Source organism: Streptomyces sp. NPDC006326 (assembly GCF_040612915.1).
Taxonomy (GTDB): Bacteria; Actinomycetota; Actinomycetes; order Streptomycetales; family Streptomycetaceae; genus Streptomyces.
The window spans coordinates 107,187-125,555 of the sequence record NZ_JBEXRC010000020.1 but is presented as its reverse complement, the minus strand read 5'-3'; the positions used below and the strand labels follow the sequence as shown (position 1 = coordinate 125,555).

Here is an 18,369-nt window from a genome sequence, read left to right as displayed (position 1 = left end):
CTCCCGGGAAGGGAGGCGCGGCCGCCGCCGTTGCGTGGCTGCCGTGCCGATGCTCAGGCACCCATGGCGTGCAGACCGCCGTCCACGTGGATGATCTCGCCCGTGGTCTTCGGGAACCAGTCCGACAGGAGGGCGACGACACCGCGGCCCGTGGGCTCCGGGTCGCTCATGTCCCACTCCAGCATCGAGCGGGAGTTCCACACCTCGGCCAGCTCGCCGAAGCCCGGGATGGACTTGGCGGCCATGGAGCCGAGCGGACCGGCCGAGACCAGGTTGCAGCGGATGTTCTCCTTGCCCAGGTCGCGGGCGAGGTAGCGGCTGGTGGCCTCCAGCGCGGCCTTGGCCGGGCCCATCCAGTCGTACTGCGGCCAGGCGAACTGCGCGTCGAAGGTGAGGCCGACGACGGCCGCGCCCTCCGCCGGGAACAGCGGCTTGCACGCCATGGTCAGCGACTTCAGCGAGAACGCCGAGACGTGCATGGCGGTGGCGACCGACTCGAACGGGGTGTTGAGGAAGTTGCCGCCGAGGGCGTCCTGCGGGGCGAAGCCGATCGAGTGGACGACGCCGTCAAGGCCGCCGAGCTCGTCGCGGACGAGGCCCTCCAGGCGGTCCAGGTGCTCCTGGTTGGTGACGTCCAGCTCGATGACCTTGACCGGCTTGGGCAGCTTCTTGGCGATGCGCTCGGTCAGCGTCGGCCGCGGCCACGCGGTGAGGATGACCTCGGCGCCCTGCTCCTGGGCCAGCTTCGCGGTGTGGAAGGCGATGGACGACTCCATCAGCACCCCGGTGACGAGGATGCGCTTGCCGTCGAGAATTCCGCTCATGGTGATCAGTGACCCATGCCCAATCCGCCGTCAACGGGAATGACGGCTCCGGTGATGTACGCGGCGTCGTCGGACGCCAGGAAGCTGACGGCTGCCGCGATCTCCTCGGGCTGCGCGTAGCGGCCCAGGGGCACCTGGCCCACGATGCCGGCGCGCTGCTCGTCGGTGAGCACCTTCGTCATGTCGGTGTCCACGAAGCCCGGGGCGACCACGTTGAAGGTGATGTTGCGGGAGCCGAGCTCGCGGGCGAGCGAGCGGGCGAAGCCGACCAGCGCGGCCTTGGAGGCGGCGTAGTTGGCCTGGCCCGCCGAGCCCATGAGCCCGACGACCGAGGAGATCAGGACGACGCGGCCCTTCTTGGCGCGGAGCATGCCGCGGTTCGCGCGCTTGACCACCCGGAAGGTGCCGGTGAGGTTGGTGTCCAGGACCGAGGCGAAGTCCTCCTCGGACATGCGCATCAGCAGCGTGTCCTTGGTGATGCCGGCGTTGGCCACCAGGACCTCGACCGCGCCGTGGGTGTCCTCGATCTCCTTGTAGGCCTGCTCCACCTGCCCGGAGTCGGTGATGTCGCAACGGACCGCCAGAACGCCGAGCGAGGTGAGCTCCTGCGGCGGCTCACCCGACCGGTACGTGATCGCGACCTTGTCCCCGGCCTGGGCGAAGGCTCGGGCGATGGCGAGGCCGATGCCCCGGTTTCCTCCGGTGACGAGAACCGAGCGGCTCAACGGATCACCCTTTCGACTAGCGGTCTGATTACCAAAAACCTATAGGCACCGCCCCCCGTGCGGAGAATCGATCTCCGACAGGGCCTTGCAACGGGGTCTGTCGAGTCCCTACAGAAAGATGTAGGCACAAGCGCCCCGAGCGCGTCATGATCGAGGCGACCGGCCCCGACCCCGGGAGGACTTCCGTGCCCCATTCCATCGACGCGGCTTTCACCGCGCTGCCCTTGCGGGCGCTCGCCGACGCGGCGCTCGCCCGGGCCCGCGCGCTGGGCGCCGACCATGCCGACTTCAGGCTGGAGCGTATCCGCAGCGCCTCCTGGCGGCTGCGCGACGCCAAGCCCGCCGGCGGCTCCGACACCACCGACCTCGGGTACGCGGTCCGTGTCGTGCACGGCGGCAGCTGGGGCTTCGCCTCCGGCGTGGACCTGACCATGGACGGCGCCGCCCGGGTGGCCTCGCAGGCCGTGGCCATGGCGAAGCTGTCGGCCCAGGTCATCAAGGCCGCCGGGTCCGACGAGCGCGTCGAGCTCGCCGACGAGCCGGTGCACGCGGACAAGACCTGGATCTCCGCCTACGACGTGAACCCCTTCGACGTGCCGGACGCCGAGAAGGCGGCCCTGCTCGCCGACTGGAGCTCCCGGCTGCTGGCCGCCGAGGGCGTGGCGCACGTGGACGCCTCGCTGCTCGCCGTGCACGAGAACAAGTTCTACGCCGACACCGCGGGCACCACGACCACCCAGCAGCGGGTGCGCATCCACCCGCAGCTGACCGCGGTCGCCGTGAACGGCACCACCGGCGAGTTCGACTCGATGCGCACGATCGCCCCGCCCACCGGCCGCGGCTGGGAGTACCTGACCGGCACCGGCTGGGACTGGGACGCCGAGCTGGAGCAGATCCCGGGGCTGCTCGCCGAGAAGATGCGGGCGCCGAGCGTGGAGGCCGGGCGCTACGACCTGGTGGTGGACCCGTCCAACCTGTGGCTCACCATCCACGAGTCCATCGGCCACGCCACCGAGCTCGACCGGGCGCTGGGCTACGAGGCGGCGTACGCGGGCACGTCGTTCGCCACATTCGACCAGCTCGGCAAGCTGAAGTACGGCTCCTCGATCATGAACGTGACCGGTGACCGCACGGCCGAGCACGGCCTGGCCACCGTCGGTTTCGACGACGAGGGCGTCGAGGCGCAGAGCTGGGACCTGGTCAAGGACGGCACCCTGGTCGGCTACCAGCTGGACCGGCGGATCGCCAGGCTCACCGACCTGGGCCGCTCCAACGGCTGCGCCTTCGCCGACTCCCCCGGGCACGTGCCCGTGCAGCGGATGGCGAACGTCTCGCTCCGGCCCGACCCGGGCGGGCTGTCCACCGAGGACCTGATCGGCGGGGTGGAGCGCGGGATCTACGTGGTCGGCGACCGCTCCTGGTCCATCGACATGCAGCGGTACAACTTCCAGTTCACCGGTCAGCGGTTCTTCCGGATCGAGAACGGCAGGCTGGCGGGGCAGCTGCGCGACGTCGCATACCAGGCCACCACCACCGAGTTCTGGGGCTCGATGGAGAAGGTCGGCGGGCCGCAGACGTACGTCCTCGGCGGCGCCTTCAACTGCGGCAAGGCCCAGCCGGGACAGGTCGCGGCGGTCTCGCACGGCTGCCCGTCCGCGCTGTTCCGTGACGTGAACATCCTGAACACCACGCAGGAGGCCGGCCGATGAGCGTTCACGGTCGCCACCGGATCTGCCGGGGGTCCGGGGGTTGCCCCCCGGGACAACACAGTCTGAACACCACGCAGGAGGCCGGCCGATGAGCCGTACGAAGCCCCACGAGATCGTCGAGAAGGCCCTCGCGCTGTCCACCGCCGACGGCTGCGTCGTCATCGCCGACGAGGAGTCGACGGCGAACCTGCGCTGGGCGGGCAACGCGCTCACCACGAACGGGGTCACCCGCGGCCGGACCCTCACGGTCATCGCCACGGTCGACGGCAAGGAGGGCACGGCCTCGGGGGTCGTGTCGCGCTCCGCCGTCACCGCGGACGACCTGGAGCCGCTGGTCCGCGCCGCGGAGGCGGCCGCGCGGAACGCGAGCCCGGCGGAGGACGCCCAGCCCCTGGTCACCGGGACCCCGGCCTCCCCCGACTTCACGGACGCCCCCGCAGAGACCTCCTCGGCGGTGTTCGCGGACTTCGCCCCGGCCCTCGGGGAGGCCTTCGCCCGGGCCCGGGCCGGGGGGCGGGAGCTGTACGGCTTCGCCAACCACGAGCTGGTCTCCACGTACGTCGGCACCTCGACCGGCCTGCGGCTGCGCCACGACCAGCCGAACGGCACGCTGGAGCTCAACGCGAAGTCCCCGGACCGGCAGCGCTCGGCCTGGGCCGGCCGCTCCACCCGGGACTTCAAGGACGTGGACCCGACGGCGCTGGACGCGGAGCTCGCCGTCCGCCTGGGCTGGGCGGAGCGCCGCTTCGACCTGCCCGCCGGACGCTACGAGACGCTGCTGCCCCCGACGGCGGTGGCCGACCTGCTGATCTACCAGATGTGGTCGTCGACGGCCCGGGACGCGGTGGAGGGCCGTACGGTCTTCTCCAAGCCCGGCGGCGGCACCCGTATCGGCGAGAAGCTCTCCGAGCTGCCGCTGACCCTCCGCAGCGACCCCAACGCGCCGGGCCTGGAGACCGCGCCGTTCGTGATCGCCCACAGCTCGGGCGACGACGCGTCGGTGTTCGACAACGGCCTGCCGGTCCCGGCCACCGACTGGGTCCGGGAGGGTGAGCTGGCCCGGCTGCTCACGACCCGGCACACCGCGGGCCTGACCGGGCTGCCGCTCTCCCCCGGCTTCGGGAACCTGATCCTCGACGGCGGCGGCGACAAGTCGCTGGAGGAGATGGTGGCCGGCACCGGGCGGGGCCTGCTGCTGACCTGCCTCTGGTACATCCGCGAGGTGGATCCGGCGACCCTGCTGCTGACCGGCCTGACCCGGGACGGCGTCTACCTGGTGGAGAACGGGGAGGTCGTCGGCGAGGTGAACAACTTCCGGTTCAACGAGTCGCCGGTGGACCTGCTGTCGCGGGCCTCGGAGGCCGGGCGGACCGAGAAGACCCTGCCGCGCGAGTGGAGCGACTGGTTCACCAGGGCCGCGATGCCCGCGCTGCGGATCCCGGACTTCAACATGAGCTCGGTCAGCAAGGGCGTATGACCCCCATAGACTGAGGACCGCACACCTGACATGCGAAGGAGTCGAGAGACCGTGACGGACATCGTCGACGAACTGAAGTGGCGCGGGCTGTTCGCCCAGTCCACCGACGAAGAAGCGCTGCGCAAGGCGTTCGCGGACGGTCCTGTCACGTTCTATTGCGGCTACGACCCGACGGCGGCCTCGCTGCACGTGGGTCACCTGGTGCAGGTGCTCACCATGCGCCGGCTCCAGCTCGCCGGGAACAAGCCGCTCGCGCTGGTCGGCGGGGCCACCGGACAGATCGGTGACCCGCGGCCGACCGCCGAGCGGACCCTGAACGACCCGGCGACCATCGCGGAGTGGGTGCAGCGGCTGCGCACCCAGATCGAGCCGTTCCTGTCCTTCGAGGGCGAGAACGCCGCGGTCATGGTGAACAACCTGGACTGGACGGCGGGCATGTCCGCCATCGAGTTCCTGCGGGACATCGGCAAGCACTTCCGCGTCAACAAGATGCTGACGAAGGACTCGGTCGCCAAGCGGCTGGAGTCCGACCAGGGCATCAGCTACACCGAGTTCAGCTACCAGCTGCTCCAGGGCATGGACTTCCTGGAGCTGTACCGGCGCCACGGCTGCACCCTGCAGCAGGGCGGCTCGGACCAGTGGGGCAACCTGACGGCCGGGCTGGACCTGATCCACCGCCTGGAGCCGCACGCGCAGGTGCACGCGCTGGCGACCCCGCTGATGGTCAAGGCGGACGGCACCAAGTTCGGCAAGACCGAGGGCGGGGCCGTGTGGCTCGACCCCGAGATGACCACGCCGTACGCGTTCTACCAGTTCTGGCTGAACGTGGACGACCGGGACATCTCGACCTACATGCGGATCCTGTCCTTCAAGTCCCGCGAGGAGCTGGAGGAGCTGGAGCAGCAGACGGCCGAGCGGCCGCAGGCGCGTGCCGCGCAGCGGGCGCTGGCCGAGGAGCTGACGACGCTGGTGCACGGCGCCGAGCAGTGCGCCGCCGTGATCGCCGCGTCGAAGGCGCTGTTCGGCCAGGGCGAGCTGGCGGACCTGGACGAGGCCACGCTGGCCGCGGCCCTGTCCGAGCTGCCGCACGCCCAGGTCGGCGAGCTCGCCCAGGTGGTGGACCTGTTCGCGGAGACCGGTCTGGTCGCGAGCAAGTCGGCCGGACGCCGGACCGTGAAGGAGGGCGGCGCCTACGTGAACAACGTGAAGGTCACCGCCGAGGACGCGGTCCCGGCCAAGGAGGACCTGCTGCACGGGCGGTGGCTCGTGCTGCGCCGCGGCAAGAAGAACCTGGCGGCGGTCGAGGTCACCGGCTGAGCCGCAGACCTCCGGTCGAAACCCACGTCACGACGGCACATCACGACGGCACGGCCCAGGGGCCGGTTCGCAACGCTCCTCCGGCCACCGCCGGGCGGAGCACCGGGCCGGCCCCTGTGCCGTGCCGCCGACGCGGGTCCGTATCAGGTCGTCTGGCGTCTGCGGTCGCCGCGCAGCGCCAGGTAGACCATGTCGCCGAGGGCCACGATCACGACGGCTCCGGCAAGCTGCAGCAGGTGCCGGACCCAGTCGATGCCCTTGGTGTCGTGGACACCGATCCAGGTGGCCACGGCGTTGCCGAGGATGGCACCCAGCATGCCGAAGATCACCGTCAGCCAGATCGGCTGATGCTGCTTGCCCGGCAGGACGGCCCGGGCTATCAGCCCCAGCACGAAACCGACGATGATTGCCCACAACCAGTGCATGTCGAGCCTCCTCGTGGCGCGTCGTGCGCATGTGGGCCCAGTGTCGGCCCGCCCGGCACACGGCGCATGTCGGACGGCCCCCTTCGGGGACACCCCCTCTGCTGCCCGCCGGCGTGGCGGCGTACGGTGGGAGGTCCGGACCGCGAGTGTCCGGCAGGCGGATTGCGGGCGGTGGAGCATGGAACGGAAGAGGCGGAACGGGACCGAGGTCTTCCGGATCACCGGGGCGCGGCTGGGCCTGGACGAGGACGTACGGGGACGGCAGCGCCGGTACGTGATCTCGATGGCCATCAGGACCCTGTCGGTCCTGGCGACGGTGATCCTCTGGAACGTGGAGCGCCACGTGGCGATCGTGACGCTGATCGCGGGCGGGCTGCTGCCCTACGTGGCCGTGGTCATCGCCAATGCGGGGCGCGAGTCGACCCCCTCGCTGCCCTCGAACTTCATCGCGTCTCCGGTGCGTCCGGCACTGGACTCCGGAAACCTCAAGAAAACCTCAGATCAATCATGAAGTTCCGGTGCACCGCACCGGGTCCTGCGTGACATACTGCCTACGCGCTCCGCATCCCCCGTCGGAGCGACGGACCGACGCCGGGCAGCTCCCCCCGTGGCTGCTCGGCGTCGCCTTTCCGTTCGTTTCCCGGGACCGGGTTTGTAGGGTTGAGGCGTGAACTCCCCTGACTTCCCCCTGTTCCCCGACGCGCCCGGCGCCTCCGACGTCCCCACGTGTTCCGCCAAGGGCTGCCGCGATGCGGCCGTCTGGGTGCTGGCGTGGAACAACCCGAAGCTGCACACGCCGGAGCGCCGCAAGACGTGGCTGGCGTGCGAGGAGCACCGCGAACACCTCTCCCGGTTCCTGGGGGTCCGCGGTTTCCTCAAGGACGTGGTGAAGCTCGACGAGTGGGTGCAGCCCGAGGGCTCGGAACGCACCTAGGAGGCCCGGCGCCCCTGCGAGGGGGGGGCGCCCGCCGTGGGGTCTCCGGGGCCGGCCGGGGCGGTCAGCCGCCGATCGCCGACATGGGGCGGTCGGGCTGCAGGAAGGACGGGTCGTCGAGGCCGGAGCCGGCCTTCTTGCCCCACATCGCCACCTTCCACAGGCGGGCGATCTCCTCGTCGGGGGCGCCCGAGCGCAGCGCGCCGCGCAGGTCCGATTCCTCGGTGGCGAACAGGCAGGTGCGGATCTGCCCGTCGGCGGTGAGCCGCGTACGGTCGCAGGCGCCGCAGAACGGGCGGGTGACCGAGGCGATGACGCCGACGGTGGCCGGGCCGCCGTCGACGATCCAGCGCTCGGCCGGGGCGGAGCCGCGCTCCTCGGCCCCCTCCTCGGTGAGGGTGAAGCGGGTACGCAGCGAAGCGAGGATGTCACCCGCGGTGATCATGCCGTCGCGCTTCCAGCCGTGCTGGGCGTCGAGCGGCATCTGCTCGATGAAGCGGAGCTCGTACTCGTTCTCCACGGCCCAGGCGAGCAGGTCGGGGGCCTCGTCGTCGTTGAGGCCGGGCATCAGGACCGCGTTGACCTTGACGGGGGTCAGGCCGGCCTCGCGGGCGGCGGCCATGCCGTCCAGGACGTCGTGGTGGCGGTCACGCCGGGTGAGGGTCTTGAAGACCTCGGGGCGCAGGGTGTCCAGTGAAACGTTTACCCGGTCCAGGCCGGCGGCCTTCAGGGCCTGGGCGGTCCGCTTGAGGCCGATCCCGTTGGTGGTCAGCGACATCTTCGGGCGCGGTTCCAGGGCCGCGCACTGCTCGACGATCCCGACCAGGCCGGGGCGCAGCAGCGGTTCCCCGCCGGTGAAGCGGACCTCGGTGATCCCCAGCTGGGTAACCGCGATGCGGATCAGCCGGACGATCTCCTCGTCGGTCAACAGGTCGGACTTGCCGAGCCACTGCAGACCCTCCTCGGGCATGCAGTACGTACAGCGCAGATTGCACCGGTCGGTGAGTGAGACACGCAGGTCAGTGGCCACGCGGCCGTAGGTGTCGAGAAGCACTGTGGGCCCCCTCCCCTGTCCGGATCTGTAGAGGTCGCGCAGCTCGGACGAGACATGCGTGCGCTGCATTCGAGCCTACGCGACGCCTGTGTCTTGTAGTGGTGCCTGAATGAACGAGACGCGACGTGGCCGTGTCGTAGGGACCTACGACACGGCCACGCCCGGTGCCCCGAGTATGTCAGTGGGCTCCTGTTCCCGTCAGGGACCGGACTTCGAGTTCCGCGTACTTCCCGGGGTCGGCCTTCTCCTTGGACAGGAGCGTTCCGAGCCAGCCGAGTAGGAAGCCGAGCGGGATGGAGATGATCCCGGGGTTCTCCAGCGGGAACCAGTAGAAGTCGGCGTCCTTGAACATCGAGGTGGGCTTGCCCGAGACCACCGGGGAGAAGAGCACCAGGACCACCGAGGAGACGAGTCCTCCGTAGATCGACCACAGTGCGCCCCGGGTGGTGAAGCGCTTCCAGAAGAGGCTGTAGAGGATCGTCGGCAGGTTGGCGGAGGCGGCGACCGCGAAGGCGAGCGCGACCAGGCCGGCGACGTTGAGGTCGCGGGCGAGGGCGCCGAGGCCGATGGCGACGGCGCCGATGACGACGGTGGACCAGCGGGCGGCGCGGACCTCCTCCTTCTCGGTGGCGTTGCCCTTGCGGATCACGTTCACGTACAGGTCGTGCGCGAAGGACGAGGAGGAGGCGAGGGTGAGCCCGGCGACCACGGCGAGGATCGTGGCGAAGGCCACCGCCGAGATCACGGCGAGCAGGACCGCGCCGCCGGTGGAGCCGGCGCCGCCGCCGAGCTCCTGGGCGACCAGCGGGGCGGCGGTGTTGCCGGCCTTGTTGGACGCGATGATGTCGGTCCGCTTGAGCAGGGCGGCGGCGCCGAAGCCGAGGGCGATGGTCATCAGGTAGAAGGCGCCGATGATGCCGATGGCCCAGTTGACGGACTTCCGGGCGGCCTTCGCCGTGGGCACGGTGTAGAAGCGGATCAGGATGTGGGGCAGGCCGGCGGTGCCCAGGACCAGGGCGATGCCGAGCGAGACGAAGTCCAGCTTCGTCGTCGGGTCCTTGCCGTACTTGAGGCCGGGTTCCAGGAACTTGGCGCCCTGACCGCTGTTCTCGGCGGCCTTGCCGAGCAGATCGGAGATGTTGAAGTGGAACTTCAGCAGCACCAGGAAGGTGATCAGCAGGGCGCCCGCGATGAGCAGGACGGCCTTGACCATCTGGACCCAGGTGGTGCCCTTCATCCCGCCGATGGTCACGTAGACGATCATCAGCACGCCGACCAGCGCGACGACGGCGACCTTGCCGCCGTCGCTGGTGATGCCCAGCAGCAGCGAGACGAGTACGCCGGCGCCGGCCATCTGGGCGAGCAGGTAGAAGATCGAGACGACGATGGTCGAGACCCCGGCGGCGGTGCGCACCGGCCGCTGGCGCATCCGGAAGGCGAGGACGTCGCCCATGGTGTAGCGGCCGGAGTTGCGCAGCGGTTCGGCGACGAGCAGCAGGGCCACCAGCCAGGCCACCAGGAAGCCGATGGAGTACAGGAAGCCGTCGTAGCCGAAGAGCGCGATGGCTCCGGCGATGCCGAGGAAGGACGCGGCGGACATGTAGTCGCCGGAGATGGCCAGGCCGTTCTGGAAGCCGGTGAACTGGCGGCCCCCGGCGTAGAAGTCGGCGGCGTCCTTGGTCTGGCGGCCGGCCCAGACGGTGATGACGAGGGTGGCGACGACGAACAGCCCGAAGAGGGTGATGATCAGCCCCCGGTGCTCGCCGGCGCCGCCCGCGGCGGCCGTCGTGACGGGCAGGGCGTGGGCGGTGTGCAGGGCGCCGTGCAGGGTGGTGCTCATTCGCCGGCCTCCATCCGCGCCTTGATGGCCGCCGCCCGGGGGTCGAGCTTCTCGGCGGCGTGCCGGGAGTACAGCCAGGCGATCAGGAAGGTCGTGCCGAACTGGGCGAGGCCGAGCACGAGGGCGACGTTGATGTTGCCGAACAGCTTGGTCCCCATGAAGCCGCCGGCGTAGTTGGACAGCAGGACGTACAGCAGGTACCAGGCGATGAAGGCCACGGTGAGCGGGAACGCGAAGGACCGGTGGGCCCGGCGCAGTTCGGCGAACTCGGCGCTCTGCTGGACGACGGTGAACTCTTCGGCCGTGGGGCTCGCCGCGGGCGCGCCCGTGCCGCCCGGTGGCGGCGCTGCTTCGGTGGTCACGGGGGGCTCTCCTTGTGACGCGGATGCGGTGGGGACGACGGACAAAACAACCTCCGTGTGGGGGACGGTGGCGCTGATACCCCCTGTCAACGGCACGGCCGGCGCGCCAGGACGGTTCAACGCCCGGTGATTCTTTGAGAACTGATTTCTCGAACTGATGGCGCAAACACGAACGGCGGCACTAGGTTCGCGTGTCATGAACCCGTCGTCCTGCGCGACCCCGCGCGGACGGCTTTTTCACGGATGATGTGGAGAACCCATGGCTCATCTGGGACCTGGCCGCCGGCGTATAGCCGTACCGGTCGGCCTGGCGCTCACCGCCTCGCTCGCCTTCCTGCCCTCGGTCGCGGCCTCCGCCGCCCCGCTCGGCAACACGGCGGGTGCGGCAGCCGCAGCGAAGCCCGACACCTCAGGCCCCAAGCTGTCGTACGTGGCGAACCTGAACACGTACGCCACGGTGCAGGCGGCCAAGAAGGCCATCGAGCGGGCCGGCGGAACGGTGGTGACGTCCTATGAGCAGATCGGGGTCGTCGTCGCCCACTCCCAGAACCCGGACTTCGCCAAGCAGCTGCGCGCCCAGCGCGGCCTGTTCGTCTCGGTCGGCGCCACCCGTACGGCCCCCCTCAAGACGGTGCAGACCACCGAGGAGGGCACCACGCAGAAGCTGAGCGCGACGGACGCCGCCAAGGCGGCCGCGACGGCCGAGGCGGGTCAGGAGCCGCTCGAACCCAACCAGTGGGACCTGCGGGCTATCAAGGCCGACGAGGCACACAAGATCAACGATGGCAGCCCGGACGTCACGGTGGGCGTCATCGACACGGGTGTCGACGACACCCACCCCGACCTCGCGGCGAACTTCTCCAAGGAGCAGTCGGCCAACTGCGTCGGCGGCGTCGCGGACACCACCGAGGGCGCGTGGCGCCCGTACGCCGACGGCAGCGACCACGGCACCCACGTGGCCGGCACCATTGCCGCCGCCCGCAACGGCATCGGCATCAGCGGTGTCGCGCCCGGCGCCAAGGTCGCGGCGATCAAGGTGAGCGAGCCCGGGACCAGCCTCTTCTACACCGAGGCGGTCGTCTGCGGCTTCATGTTCGCCGCCGAGAAGGGGATCGAGGTGACCAACAACAGCTACTACGTCGACCCCTGGTACTTCAACTGCAAGACGGATGACGACCAGAAGGCGCTGGTGGAGGCCCTCGGCCGGGCGAGCAAGTACGCCGAGCGCAAGGGCGTGCTCAACGTGGCATCGGCCGGCAACGAGAACTGGGACCTGTCCTCGAACTCGATCACCGACGACACCAGCCCCGACGACGCGACCCCCGTCCCGCGCACCGTCGACCCGCACGTCTGCCTGGACCTGCCGACGCAGCTGCCCGGTGTGGTCTCGGTCAGCGCGACCGGCGACAAGGGCTTCAAGTCGTACTACTCCAGCTACGGCCTCGGCGTCGTGGACGTGGCGGCCCCCGGCGGCGACAAGTGGCAGGTCCCGGCCACCCCGGACGCCAACGGCCGCGTGCTGTCCACCCTGCCGGGCGGCGGCTACGGCTACAAGCAGGGCACCTCGATGGCGGGTCCGCACGTGGCGGGCGTCGCGGCCCTGCTCAAGAGCGCGCACCCGACGGCGACGCCCTCGCAGCTCCAGGCCATGCTGAAGGCGCAGGCCACCAAGGCGGCCTGCCCGGAGAAGGTCTACGACGCCACGGGCACCCTGATCGACGCCACCACCTGCGAGAGCAAGTGGGGCCAGACGGGCTACTACGGCTACGGCGTGGTCGACGCGCTGAAGGCCGTGAAGTAACACCGGTACGCGAAAGGGCCGGGCGGGGTCTCCCCGCCCGGCCCTTTCGGCCTTCCGGCCGCTACGGCTTGATGAGCACCTTCAGCGCGCTGCGGTCGTCCATCGCGCGGTAGCCGTCCGGGGTCTCGTCCAGGGTCACGGCGCGGTCGAAGACGGGCGCCGGGTCGATCGCCCCGCTCAGCACGTCCTCCAGCAGCTCCGGGATGTAGGCGCGTACGGGGGCCACCCCGCCGCGCAGGGTGATGTTGCGGTCGAACATCACTCCGAGGTCGAGCCCGGTGCCGCTGCCGTGCGGGACGCCGACGTAGCCGATGGCCCCGCCGTCGCGGGTGATGTTCACGGCGGTCCGCATGGACTGCTCGGTGCCGACGGCCTCGATGACCGCGTGGGCGCCCTGGCCGGCGGTGAGCTCGCGGACGGCCGCCTCGGCGGCCTCCCCGCGCTCGGCGACGACGTCGGTGGCCCCGAACAGCTTGGCGATGTCCGTACGGGCGGAGTGCCGGCCCAGCGCGATGATCCGCTCGGCGCCGAGCCGCTTGGCGGCGAGGACGCCGCAGAGGCCGACCGCGCCGTCGCCGACGACGGCCACGGTGGCGCCCTTGCGCACCCCGGCGCCGAGGGCCGCGTGGTGGCCGGTGCCCATCACGTCGGAGAGGGCGAGCAGGCCGGTCAGCAGGTGGTCGTCGGAGACGGCCTCGGCGGGCAGCTTCACGAGGGTGCCGTCGGCGTGCGGGACGCGGACGGCCTCGCCCTGGCCGCCGTCGTGGCCGACCGAGCCCCAGAAGCCGCCGTGCACGCAGGAGGTGTAGAGGCCCTCGGAGCAGTAGTCGCAGGTGCCGTCGGACCACATGAAGGGCGCGACGACCAGGTCGCCGGCGCGCAGCCCGGACACCGCGGAGCCGGTCTCCTCGACCACGCCGAGGAACTCGTGGCCGATGCGCTGGCCGGGCTGCCGCTCGGCCTCGCCGCGGTAGGCCCACAGGTCGCTGCCGCAGATGCAGGCACGCAGGACGCGGACGACGGCGTCCTCGGGTCGCTGGATCGCAGCGTCGGGCACCTCCTCCACGCGGATGTCGTGCGGGGCGTGGATGACGGTGGCGCGCATGGTGGTGCAGCCCTCCGGTAATGGTTCAGTCTTGTAGGACTGTCCTACCGTACGCCTGTCCGGAGGCCGGTCCGTACGCCTGCCCGGACGCCGGTGCTGCGGCCACCGCTCCCGTGGCCAGCAGGTACTGGGCCGCCGCATAGGTCGCCATGATCCAGAAGTCGGGCCGGGGCAGCTGCGGCCACTGCGCGACCCCGGTGGCGATGAGGGTGTCGGAGAGCAGGAACAGCGCCCCGCCAAGGCCCGCGCGCAGCCCGAGGGCGCTGGACCGGTAGGCCATGGCGGTCAGCAGCAGGCTGTAGCAGGCGACCGGGATGCGCAGGTCGGCCGGCAGGTCGCCCCAGAGCAGCCCGACCGTCCCGAGCAGGGCGACGGCGTACGCGCCCCCGAGCGCGGGATGCGTCCCGCGCCGGCCGAAGAGCACGAGGTAGCAGACGTGCCCCGCGGCGAAGGAACCCATGCCGACCAGGAAGGCGGCGTCGGCGTCGAAGAGCAGCGCCAGGTCCCCGCCCCAGCCGCACAGCAGGGCGGCGACGAGGAGGCGGGGGGCCCGCAGCGTGAGCACGTGGGCGATGAGCAGCGGCATCAGCAGCGGCTTCGCGAGGACGTGCCCGAGGTGCCAGTCGGCGAGCAGGGCGCCGAGGTCGGCGGCGGTGGCGAGCGCGAAGGCGCCGAGCAGGATCCGGCCGGCGGTCCCGCGGGCGGCGGGTGCGGGGTGCGCCCAGGAGGGCGTACGGGATCCGGCGGCGCTCACGCGGCCGGCTCCGGGGCCTTCTTCGCCTCGGGCTGCCCGGCCGGGGCGGCGGGCTGCCAGCCGGGGCCGCGGAAGACCCGCCCGGCGCGCTCGCGCCAGCTGCGGGCGGCGCGGAGGTCGCGCGCGATGGCGGCGTACTCGTGGGTCGCCACGCGCAGCGGGTTGTAGGTGTTGATGTTCTTGGTCAGTCCGAAGACGGGCTTCTCTTCCTCGCCCACCCAGGAGCCGAAGATCCGGTCCCAGATGATCAGGATCCCGCCGAAGTTGCGGTCCAGGTACCCGCCTTGGGAGGCGTGGTGGACGCGGTGGTGGGAGGGGGTGTTGAAGACGTACTCGACCGGGCGGGGCAGCTTGTCGATGCGCTCGGTGTGGATCCAGAACTGGTAGACGAGGTTGACCGAGTAGCAGAAGGCGATGGCGGCCGGGTGCACGCCGAGGGCGATCATCGGCAGGTAGAAGGGCCAGGAGGTGGCACTCGTCCACGGCTGGCGCAGCGCGGTGGTGAGGTTGAACTTCCGGCTGCTGTGGTGGACGACGTGGCAGGCCCACAGGATGCGGATGACGTGGTGCTCGCGGTGCTGCCAGTAGTAGCAGAAGTCCTGCGCGAGCAGCATGAGCGGGACGGTCCACCAGAGCACCGGCACCCGCAGCGGGGTCAGCTCGTAGACCGCGGTGTAGACCGCCACGATCGGGATCTTCCAGAGGAAGTCGAAGACCAGGCTGCCGAGTCCCATGCCGATACTGGTGACGGCGTCTTTGGTCTCGTACCCGGCGGCGTCCTCGTCGGGATGGATGCGGTAGCTCACCAACTCGACGACGGTGAGCAGAACGAAGGCAGGTATGGACCACAGCACGACATCGGGCAGGTTCGGCATGCCCGCACCATAGATGCGGCTTCCGAGCTGCGCCAGGGGTTGTTACCGATCGGTATCCGGCGAAGTTACCGCTGGTACAAGGGGAGGGTCAGTGACGGGGTTCGAGACGGTTCTCTTACGGGCGGCCGGCACGGCCGCGGCGGCGCTCGGGCGCTCGCGCCTGGGGCAGGTTCCCGGAGCCGGGCTCACGCAGAAGCCGGTGCGCCCGGCGGCGCGGTGGCGCCGCCCGGCGCGGCTGGGCGAGCCCGAGCTCCGCAGGCTGGCCGCGGGGCTGGCGGACCGGCTGGGCGAGGCCACGGCCCGGCTGCCGGAGCACGAGCGCCTGGCGGCGCTGGACGCGGTGGCCGACGCCTTCACCGCGCTGGGGGCGGCCGACGCCGACGCCCTGTTCGCGGCCGACCTGGACCCGGCGGCCCTGGCGGCCCGGCTGCCCGTCCCGCACGCCGCCGCCCTGAGCCCCCGGGCCGAGGCGGCCTGCCGGGACCTGATCCGGCTGTGCTGCGTCCACGCGGTGGAGTACCTGACCACCCTGCCCGCGTTCGGGGCCCGGGCCGATGTCGAACTGGTACGGCGCACGGGCGCGTTGCAGCGCTCGGTGGACCGGCTGGCGGACCGCGCCGACGGGGCGGCGTACGCCTTCGAGGAGCGCTACGCCCGCTACGTCGCCGAGACGCACGGCCGGCTCCAGCTGTTCGGGCTCACCCTCAGCCGCTTTCGCCGGGAATGGCCGCTGGACGTGGCGTACATCAGCCTCACGGTGAGCGGCGAGCAGCAGCCGGTGCCCGGCGAACCGGGCGTCCACCCGACCACCGTCAAGGCCGAACAGGCCCTCGGCGCGGCCGACCGGGTGCTGCTGCGCGGCCCGGCCGGCGCGGGCAAGAGCACGCTGGTGCAGTGGCTGGCGGTGAACGCCGCCCGGCAGGCCGAGGGTCCGTGGACCACGCGGGTGCCGTTCGTCCTGCGGCTGCGGGAGTTCACCTCGGCGCAGGGCCTGCCCCTGCCGGAGGAGTTCCTCCGCACCTCGGGCGTCCCGCTGGCGGCCCCGCCCGGCTGGACCGAGGAACTCATGACCTCGGGACGGGCGTTGGTCCTGGTGGACGGAGTGGACGAGGTCCCGCAGCGGCTGCGCAGCCGCACGGAGACCTGGCTGCGCTCGCTGGTCTCGGCCTTCCCGAAGGCGCGGTACGTGGTGACCACGCGCCCGTCGGCGGTCCCGGAGGACTGGCTCGCGGGCCTGGGCTTCGCGCCGCACTCGCTGCTGCCGATGGAGCGGGAGGACATCCGGTCCTTCATCGGCCACTGGCACGCGGCGGCCCGGGTGGAGGCCGACCCCTGCGGGGAGGACCTCGACGCGTACGAGGCCTCCCTGCTGGAGGCGGTGGCCTCGCGGCGTGACCTGGGCCGGCTGGCCACCAACCCCCTGATGTGCGCGCTGCTCTGCGCCCTGAACCGGGACCGCCGGATGCAGCTGCCCCGGGCCCGCAAGGAGCTGTACGACGCGGCACTGGAGATGCTGCTGGTCCGGCGGGACACGGAGCGGGAGATCAGCGGGGTCGAGGGGGTCCACCTGACCCGCGACGAACAGATCGCCCTGCTCCAGCGCTTCGCGTACTGGCTGATCAGGAACGGCCAGGTGCAGGCGGCCCGGGACGAGGCCGTCGAGATGGTGGACGAGTGGCTGGACGCCATGCCGCAGGTGCGCGAGCAGGGTGACGCCGAGCAGGTGTTCTCGCACCTGCTGATCCGCAGCGGACTGCTGCGCGAACCGGTGAAGGGCTCCGTGGACTTCGTCCACCGGACCTTCCAGGACTACCTGGGGGCCAAGGCGGCGGTGGAGTCCAGGGACTTCGGCGTGCTGGTGAAGAACGCCCAGGACGACACCTGGGACGACGTGGTCCGCATGGCGGTGGGCCACGCCCGGCCGGACGAGCGGACCCGGATCCTGCGGGGGCTGCTGAAGCGTGCGGACAAGGTCAAGACGGCCCGCAGCCGGCTGGTCCTGCTGGCCGCGGCCTGCCTGGAACACGCCCCTGAACTGGACCCGGCCCTCCGCCACGAGATCGCGTCCCGCACGGCCGGACTGCTGCCGCCGCGGACGCCCGAACAGGCGCAGGAGCTGGCGAAGGCCGGGGAGCTGGTGCTGGAGCTGCTGCCGGGGCCGGGGGCGCTGTCCGAGGCGGAGGCTGCGGCCACGATCCGCACGGCGGCCCTGGTGGGAGGGGAGCGGGCGCTGGCGGTGATCCGCCGGTTCCGCGAGGAGGACCGACCCAAGGCCGTCGTGGAACTCGACGAGGCATGGGGCCAGTTCGAAGCGGCCGAGTACGCCGAGGACGTACTCACCGGCGCCTCCCTCGGCAACGCGGTGCTGACGCTGCGGACACAGTCACAGCTGGACTGCCTGGCAGCACTCCCCCACTTCGACCGCCTGCGGCTGTACGGGGTGCGGCGGGTTCCGCCCGAGGTCGCCTCCCGGCGCGGCCTGCGGATGCTGTACGTACTCGATTCGCCCGATCTGACCGATCTCGGGCCGCTGGCCGGACATCGGGAGCTGGAGCACATCGGCCTGACCAACTGCACAGCGCTGTCGGACCTGGGCCCGCTGGGAGAGCTGCCGCTGAAGAATCTGTACACGGTCGGGAGCAGTCGAGTCCGCCTGGGAGTCCTGGAGCAGCTGTCGGGGCTCGTCTCGCTCGGCCTGGCCACCACGGGCGGCCACCGGTCGGTGGGCGAGCTGCCTGGACGGCAGCACCTCACCAGTCTGTGGCTCTACGAAGGGGCGGAGGGCCTGTCCCTGGACGGCCTGGAGCGCTGGCCCGACCTCTCGTCCCTGAGCCTGGTGGGGAGCCGGCAGGCCGAGGAGCTGCGTGCGATGGTCCGGCCCCCGGACCTCACCTCGTTCCAGCTCCTCCACCACCACGCCTACGACCCGGGAGATCTGCTGCGATTCCCCCGGATGGACAACCTCTTCTTCGCCGACTGCCGGTTCACCGGCGGCCTCGGGGCCCTGACGGAGCTGAAGAGGCTGACCACCCTCTCCTTCAGCGCGTGCGACACGGTGGACCTCACCCCCCTCGCCCAGCTGCCGGAGCTGACCGTCCACCTGTACCGGGACACGAACGTGCGCGGCGCCGAGCTGTTCCCGCCGGAGCGGCTCCTGGTCCACTGAA

At 71.2% G+C, this 18,369-nt stretch carries 16 protein-coding genes; 7 read left to right on the top strand and 9 right to left on the bottom strand.

Features of this window, described 5'->3' with window-relative positions:
* Positions 1-53: 53 nt before the first annotated feature.
* Positions 54-824 (bottom strand): enoyl-ACP reductase FabI, encoded by a 771-nt coding sequence (gene fabI / locus ABZ128_RS17880; RefSeq protein ID WP_356849357.1) that lies wholly within the window; start codon positions 822-824, stop codon positions 54-56.
* Positions 825-829: 5 nt separating this feature from the next.
* Positions 830-1,549 (bottom strand): 3-oxoacyl-[acyl-carrier-protein] reductase, encoded by a 720-nt coding sequence (fabG, locus tag ABZ128_RS17875; RefSeq protein WP_356849356.1) that lies wholly within the window; start codon positions 1,547-1,549, stop codon positions 830-832.
* A 185-nt stretch (positions 1,550-1,734) separates the two neighbouring features.
* Here fabG and ABZ128_RS17870 point away from each other — a divergent pair, with 185 nt between their 5' ends.
* The 3 genes from ABZ128_RS17870 (at position 1,735) to tyrS (ending at position 6,052) form a co-directional block, all read left to right on the top strand.
* A complete protein-coding gene (locus ABZ128_RS17870) occupies positions 1,735-3,258 on the top strand; it encodes a TldD/PmbA family protein (protein ID WP_356849355.1) in 1,524 nt (507 codons plus the stop codon).
* Positions 3,259-3,346: 88 nt separating this feature from the next.
* Positions 3,347-4,735 (top strand): metallopeptidase TldD-related protein, encoded by a 1,389-nt coding sequence (locus ABZ128_RS17865; RefSeq protein WP_356849353.1) that lies wholly within the window; start codon positions 3,347-3,349, stop codon positions 4,733-4,735.
* Between the two features lie 51 nt (positions 4,736-4,786).
* Positions 4,787-6,052: a tyrosine--tRNA ligase gene (gene tyrS, locus ABZ128_RS17860; RefSeq protein ID WP_356849352.1), complete on the top strand. Its 1,266-nt coding sequence runs from the start codon at positions 4,787-4,789 to the stop codon at positions 6,050-6,052.
* 143 nt (positions 6,053-6,195) lie between these two features.
* On the opposite strand, the gene ABZ128_RS17855 is transcribed toward tyrS, so the two are convergent.
* A complete protein-coding gene (locus ABZ128_RS17855; RefSeq protein WP_356849351.1) occupies positions 6,196-6,477 on the bottom strand; it encodes a GlsB/YeaQ/YmgE family stress response membrane protein in 282 nt (93 codons plus the stop codon).
* Positions 6,478-6,655: 178 nt separating this feature from the next.
* Between ABZ128_RS17855 and ABZ128_RS17850 the strand changes: the two genes are divergently transcribed.
* Both ABZ128_RS17850 and ABZ128_RS17845 read left to right on the top strand, forming a co-directional pair.
* Complete coding sequence (locus ABZ128_RS17850) at positions 6,656-6,988, top strand: DUF3099 domain-containing protein (protein ID WP_356849350.1); 333 nt, start codon at positions 6,656-6,658, stop codon at positions 6,986-6,988.
* A 156-nt stretch (positions 6,989-7,144) separates the two neighbouring features.
* A complete protein-coding gene (locus ABZ128_RS17845; protein WP_356849349.1) occupies positions 7,145-7,411 on the top strand; it encodes a hypothetical protein in 267 nt (88 codons plus the stop codon).
* Between the two features lie 64 nt (positions 7,412-7,475).
* On the opposite strand, the gene moaA is transcribed toward ABZ128_RS17845, so the two are convergent.
* The 3 genes from moaA to ABZ128_RS17830 all read right to left on the bottom strand — a co-directional run bounded on the left by moaA (position 7,476) and on the right by ABZ128_RS17830 (position 10,667).
* Positions 7,476-8,465 (bottom strand): GTP 3',8-cyclase MoaA, encoded by a 990-nt coding sequence (gene moaA / locus ABZ128_RS17840; RefSeq protein ID WP_356849347.1) that lies wholly within the window; start codon positions 8,463-8,465, stop codon positions 7,476-7,478.
* 178 nt (positions 8,466-8,643) lie between these two features.
* A complete protein-coding gene (locus tag ABZ128_RS17835; protein ID WP_356849345.1) occupies positions 8,644-10,305 on the bottom strand; it encodes a cation acetate symporter in 1,662 nt (553 codons plus the stop codon).
* Entirely contained in the window at positions 10,302-10,667 is a 366-nt protein-coding gene (locus tag ABZ128_RS17830; RefSeq protein ID WP_356849344.1) for a DUF485 domain-containing protein, read from the bottom strand. Before ABZ128_RS17830 ends, ABZ128_RS17835 begins: the two co-directional genes overlap by 4 nt.
* 259 nt (positions 10,668-10,926) lie before the next feature.
* Here ABZ128_RS17830 and ABZ128_RS17825 point away from each other — a divergent pair, with 259 nt between their 5' ends.
* On the top strand, positions 10,927-12,468 hold the full coding sequence (locus ABZ128_RS17825) for a S8 family serine peptidase (RefSeq protein WP_356849343.1): 1,542 nt from the start codon (positions 10,927-10,929) through the stop codon (positions 12,466-12,468).
* A gap of 61 nt (positions 12,469-12,529) precedes the next feature.
* Here the strand turns inward: ABZ128_RS17825 and ABZ128_RS17820 are convergent, their stop codons facing one another.
* The 3 genes from ABZ128_RS17820 to ABZ128_RS17810 all read right to left on the bottom strand — a co-directional run bounded on the left by ABZ128_RS17820 (position 12,530) and on the right by ABZ128_RS17810 (position 15,202).
* A complete protein-coding gene (locus ABZ128_RS17820) occupies positions 12,530-13,573 on the bottom strand; it encodes a zinc-dependent alcohol dehydrogenase family protein (RefSeq protein WP_356849342.1) in 1,044 nt (347 codons plus the stop codon).
* A gap of 25 nt (positions 13,574-13,598) precedes the next feature.
* Positions 13,599-14,255, bottom strand: coding sequence for a lysoplasmalogenase (locus ABZ128_RS17815; RefSeq protein WP_356849366.1), 657 nt, complete (start codon positions 14,253-14,255; stop codon positions 13,599-13,601).
* Positions 14,256-14,323: 68 nt separating this feature from the next.
* Positions 14,324-15,202 (bottom strand): sterol desaturase family protein, encoded by an 879-nt coding sequence (locus ABZ128_RS17810; RefSeq protein ID WP_356849341.1) that lies wholly within the window; start codon positions 15,200-15,202, stop codon positions 14,324-14,326.
* 91 nt (positions 15,203-15,293) lie between these two features.
* Here ABZ128_RS17810 and ABZ128_RS17805 point away from each other — a divergent pair, with 91 nt between their 5' ends.
* Positions 15,294-18,368: an NACHT domain-containing protein gene (locus ABZ128_RS17805; protein ID WP_356849339.1), complete on the top strand. Its 3,075-nt coding sequence runs from the start codon at positions 15,294-15,296 to the stop codon at positions 18,366-18,368.
* Position 18,369: the final 1 nt, after the last annotated feature.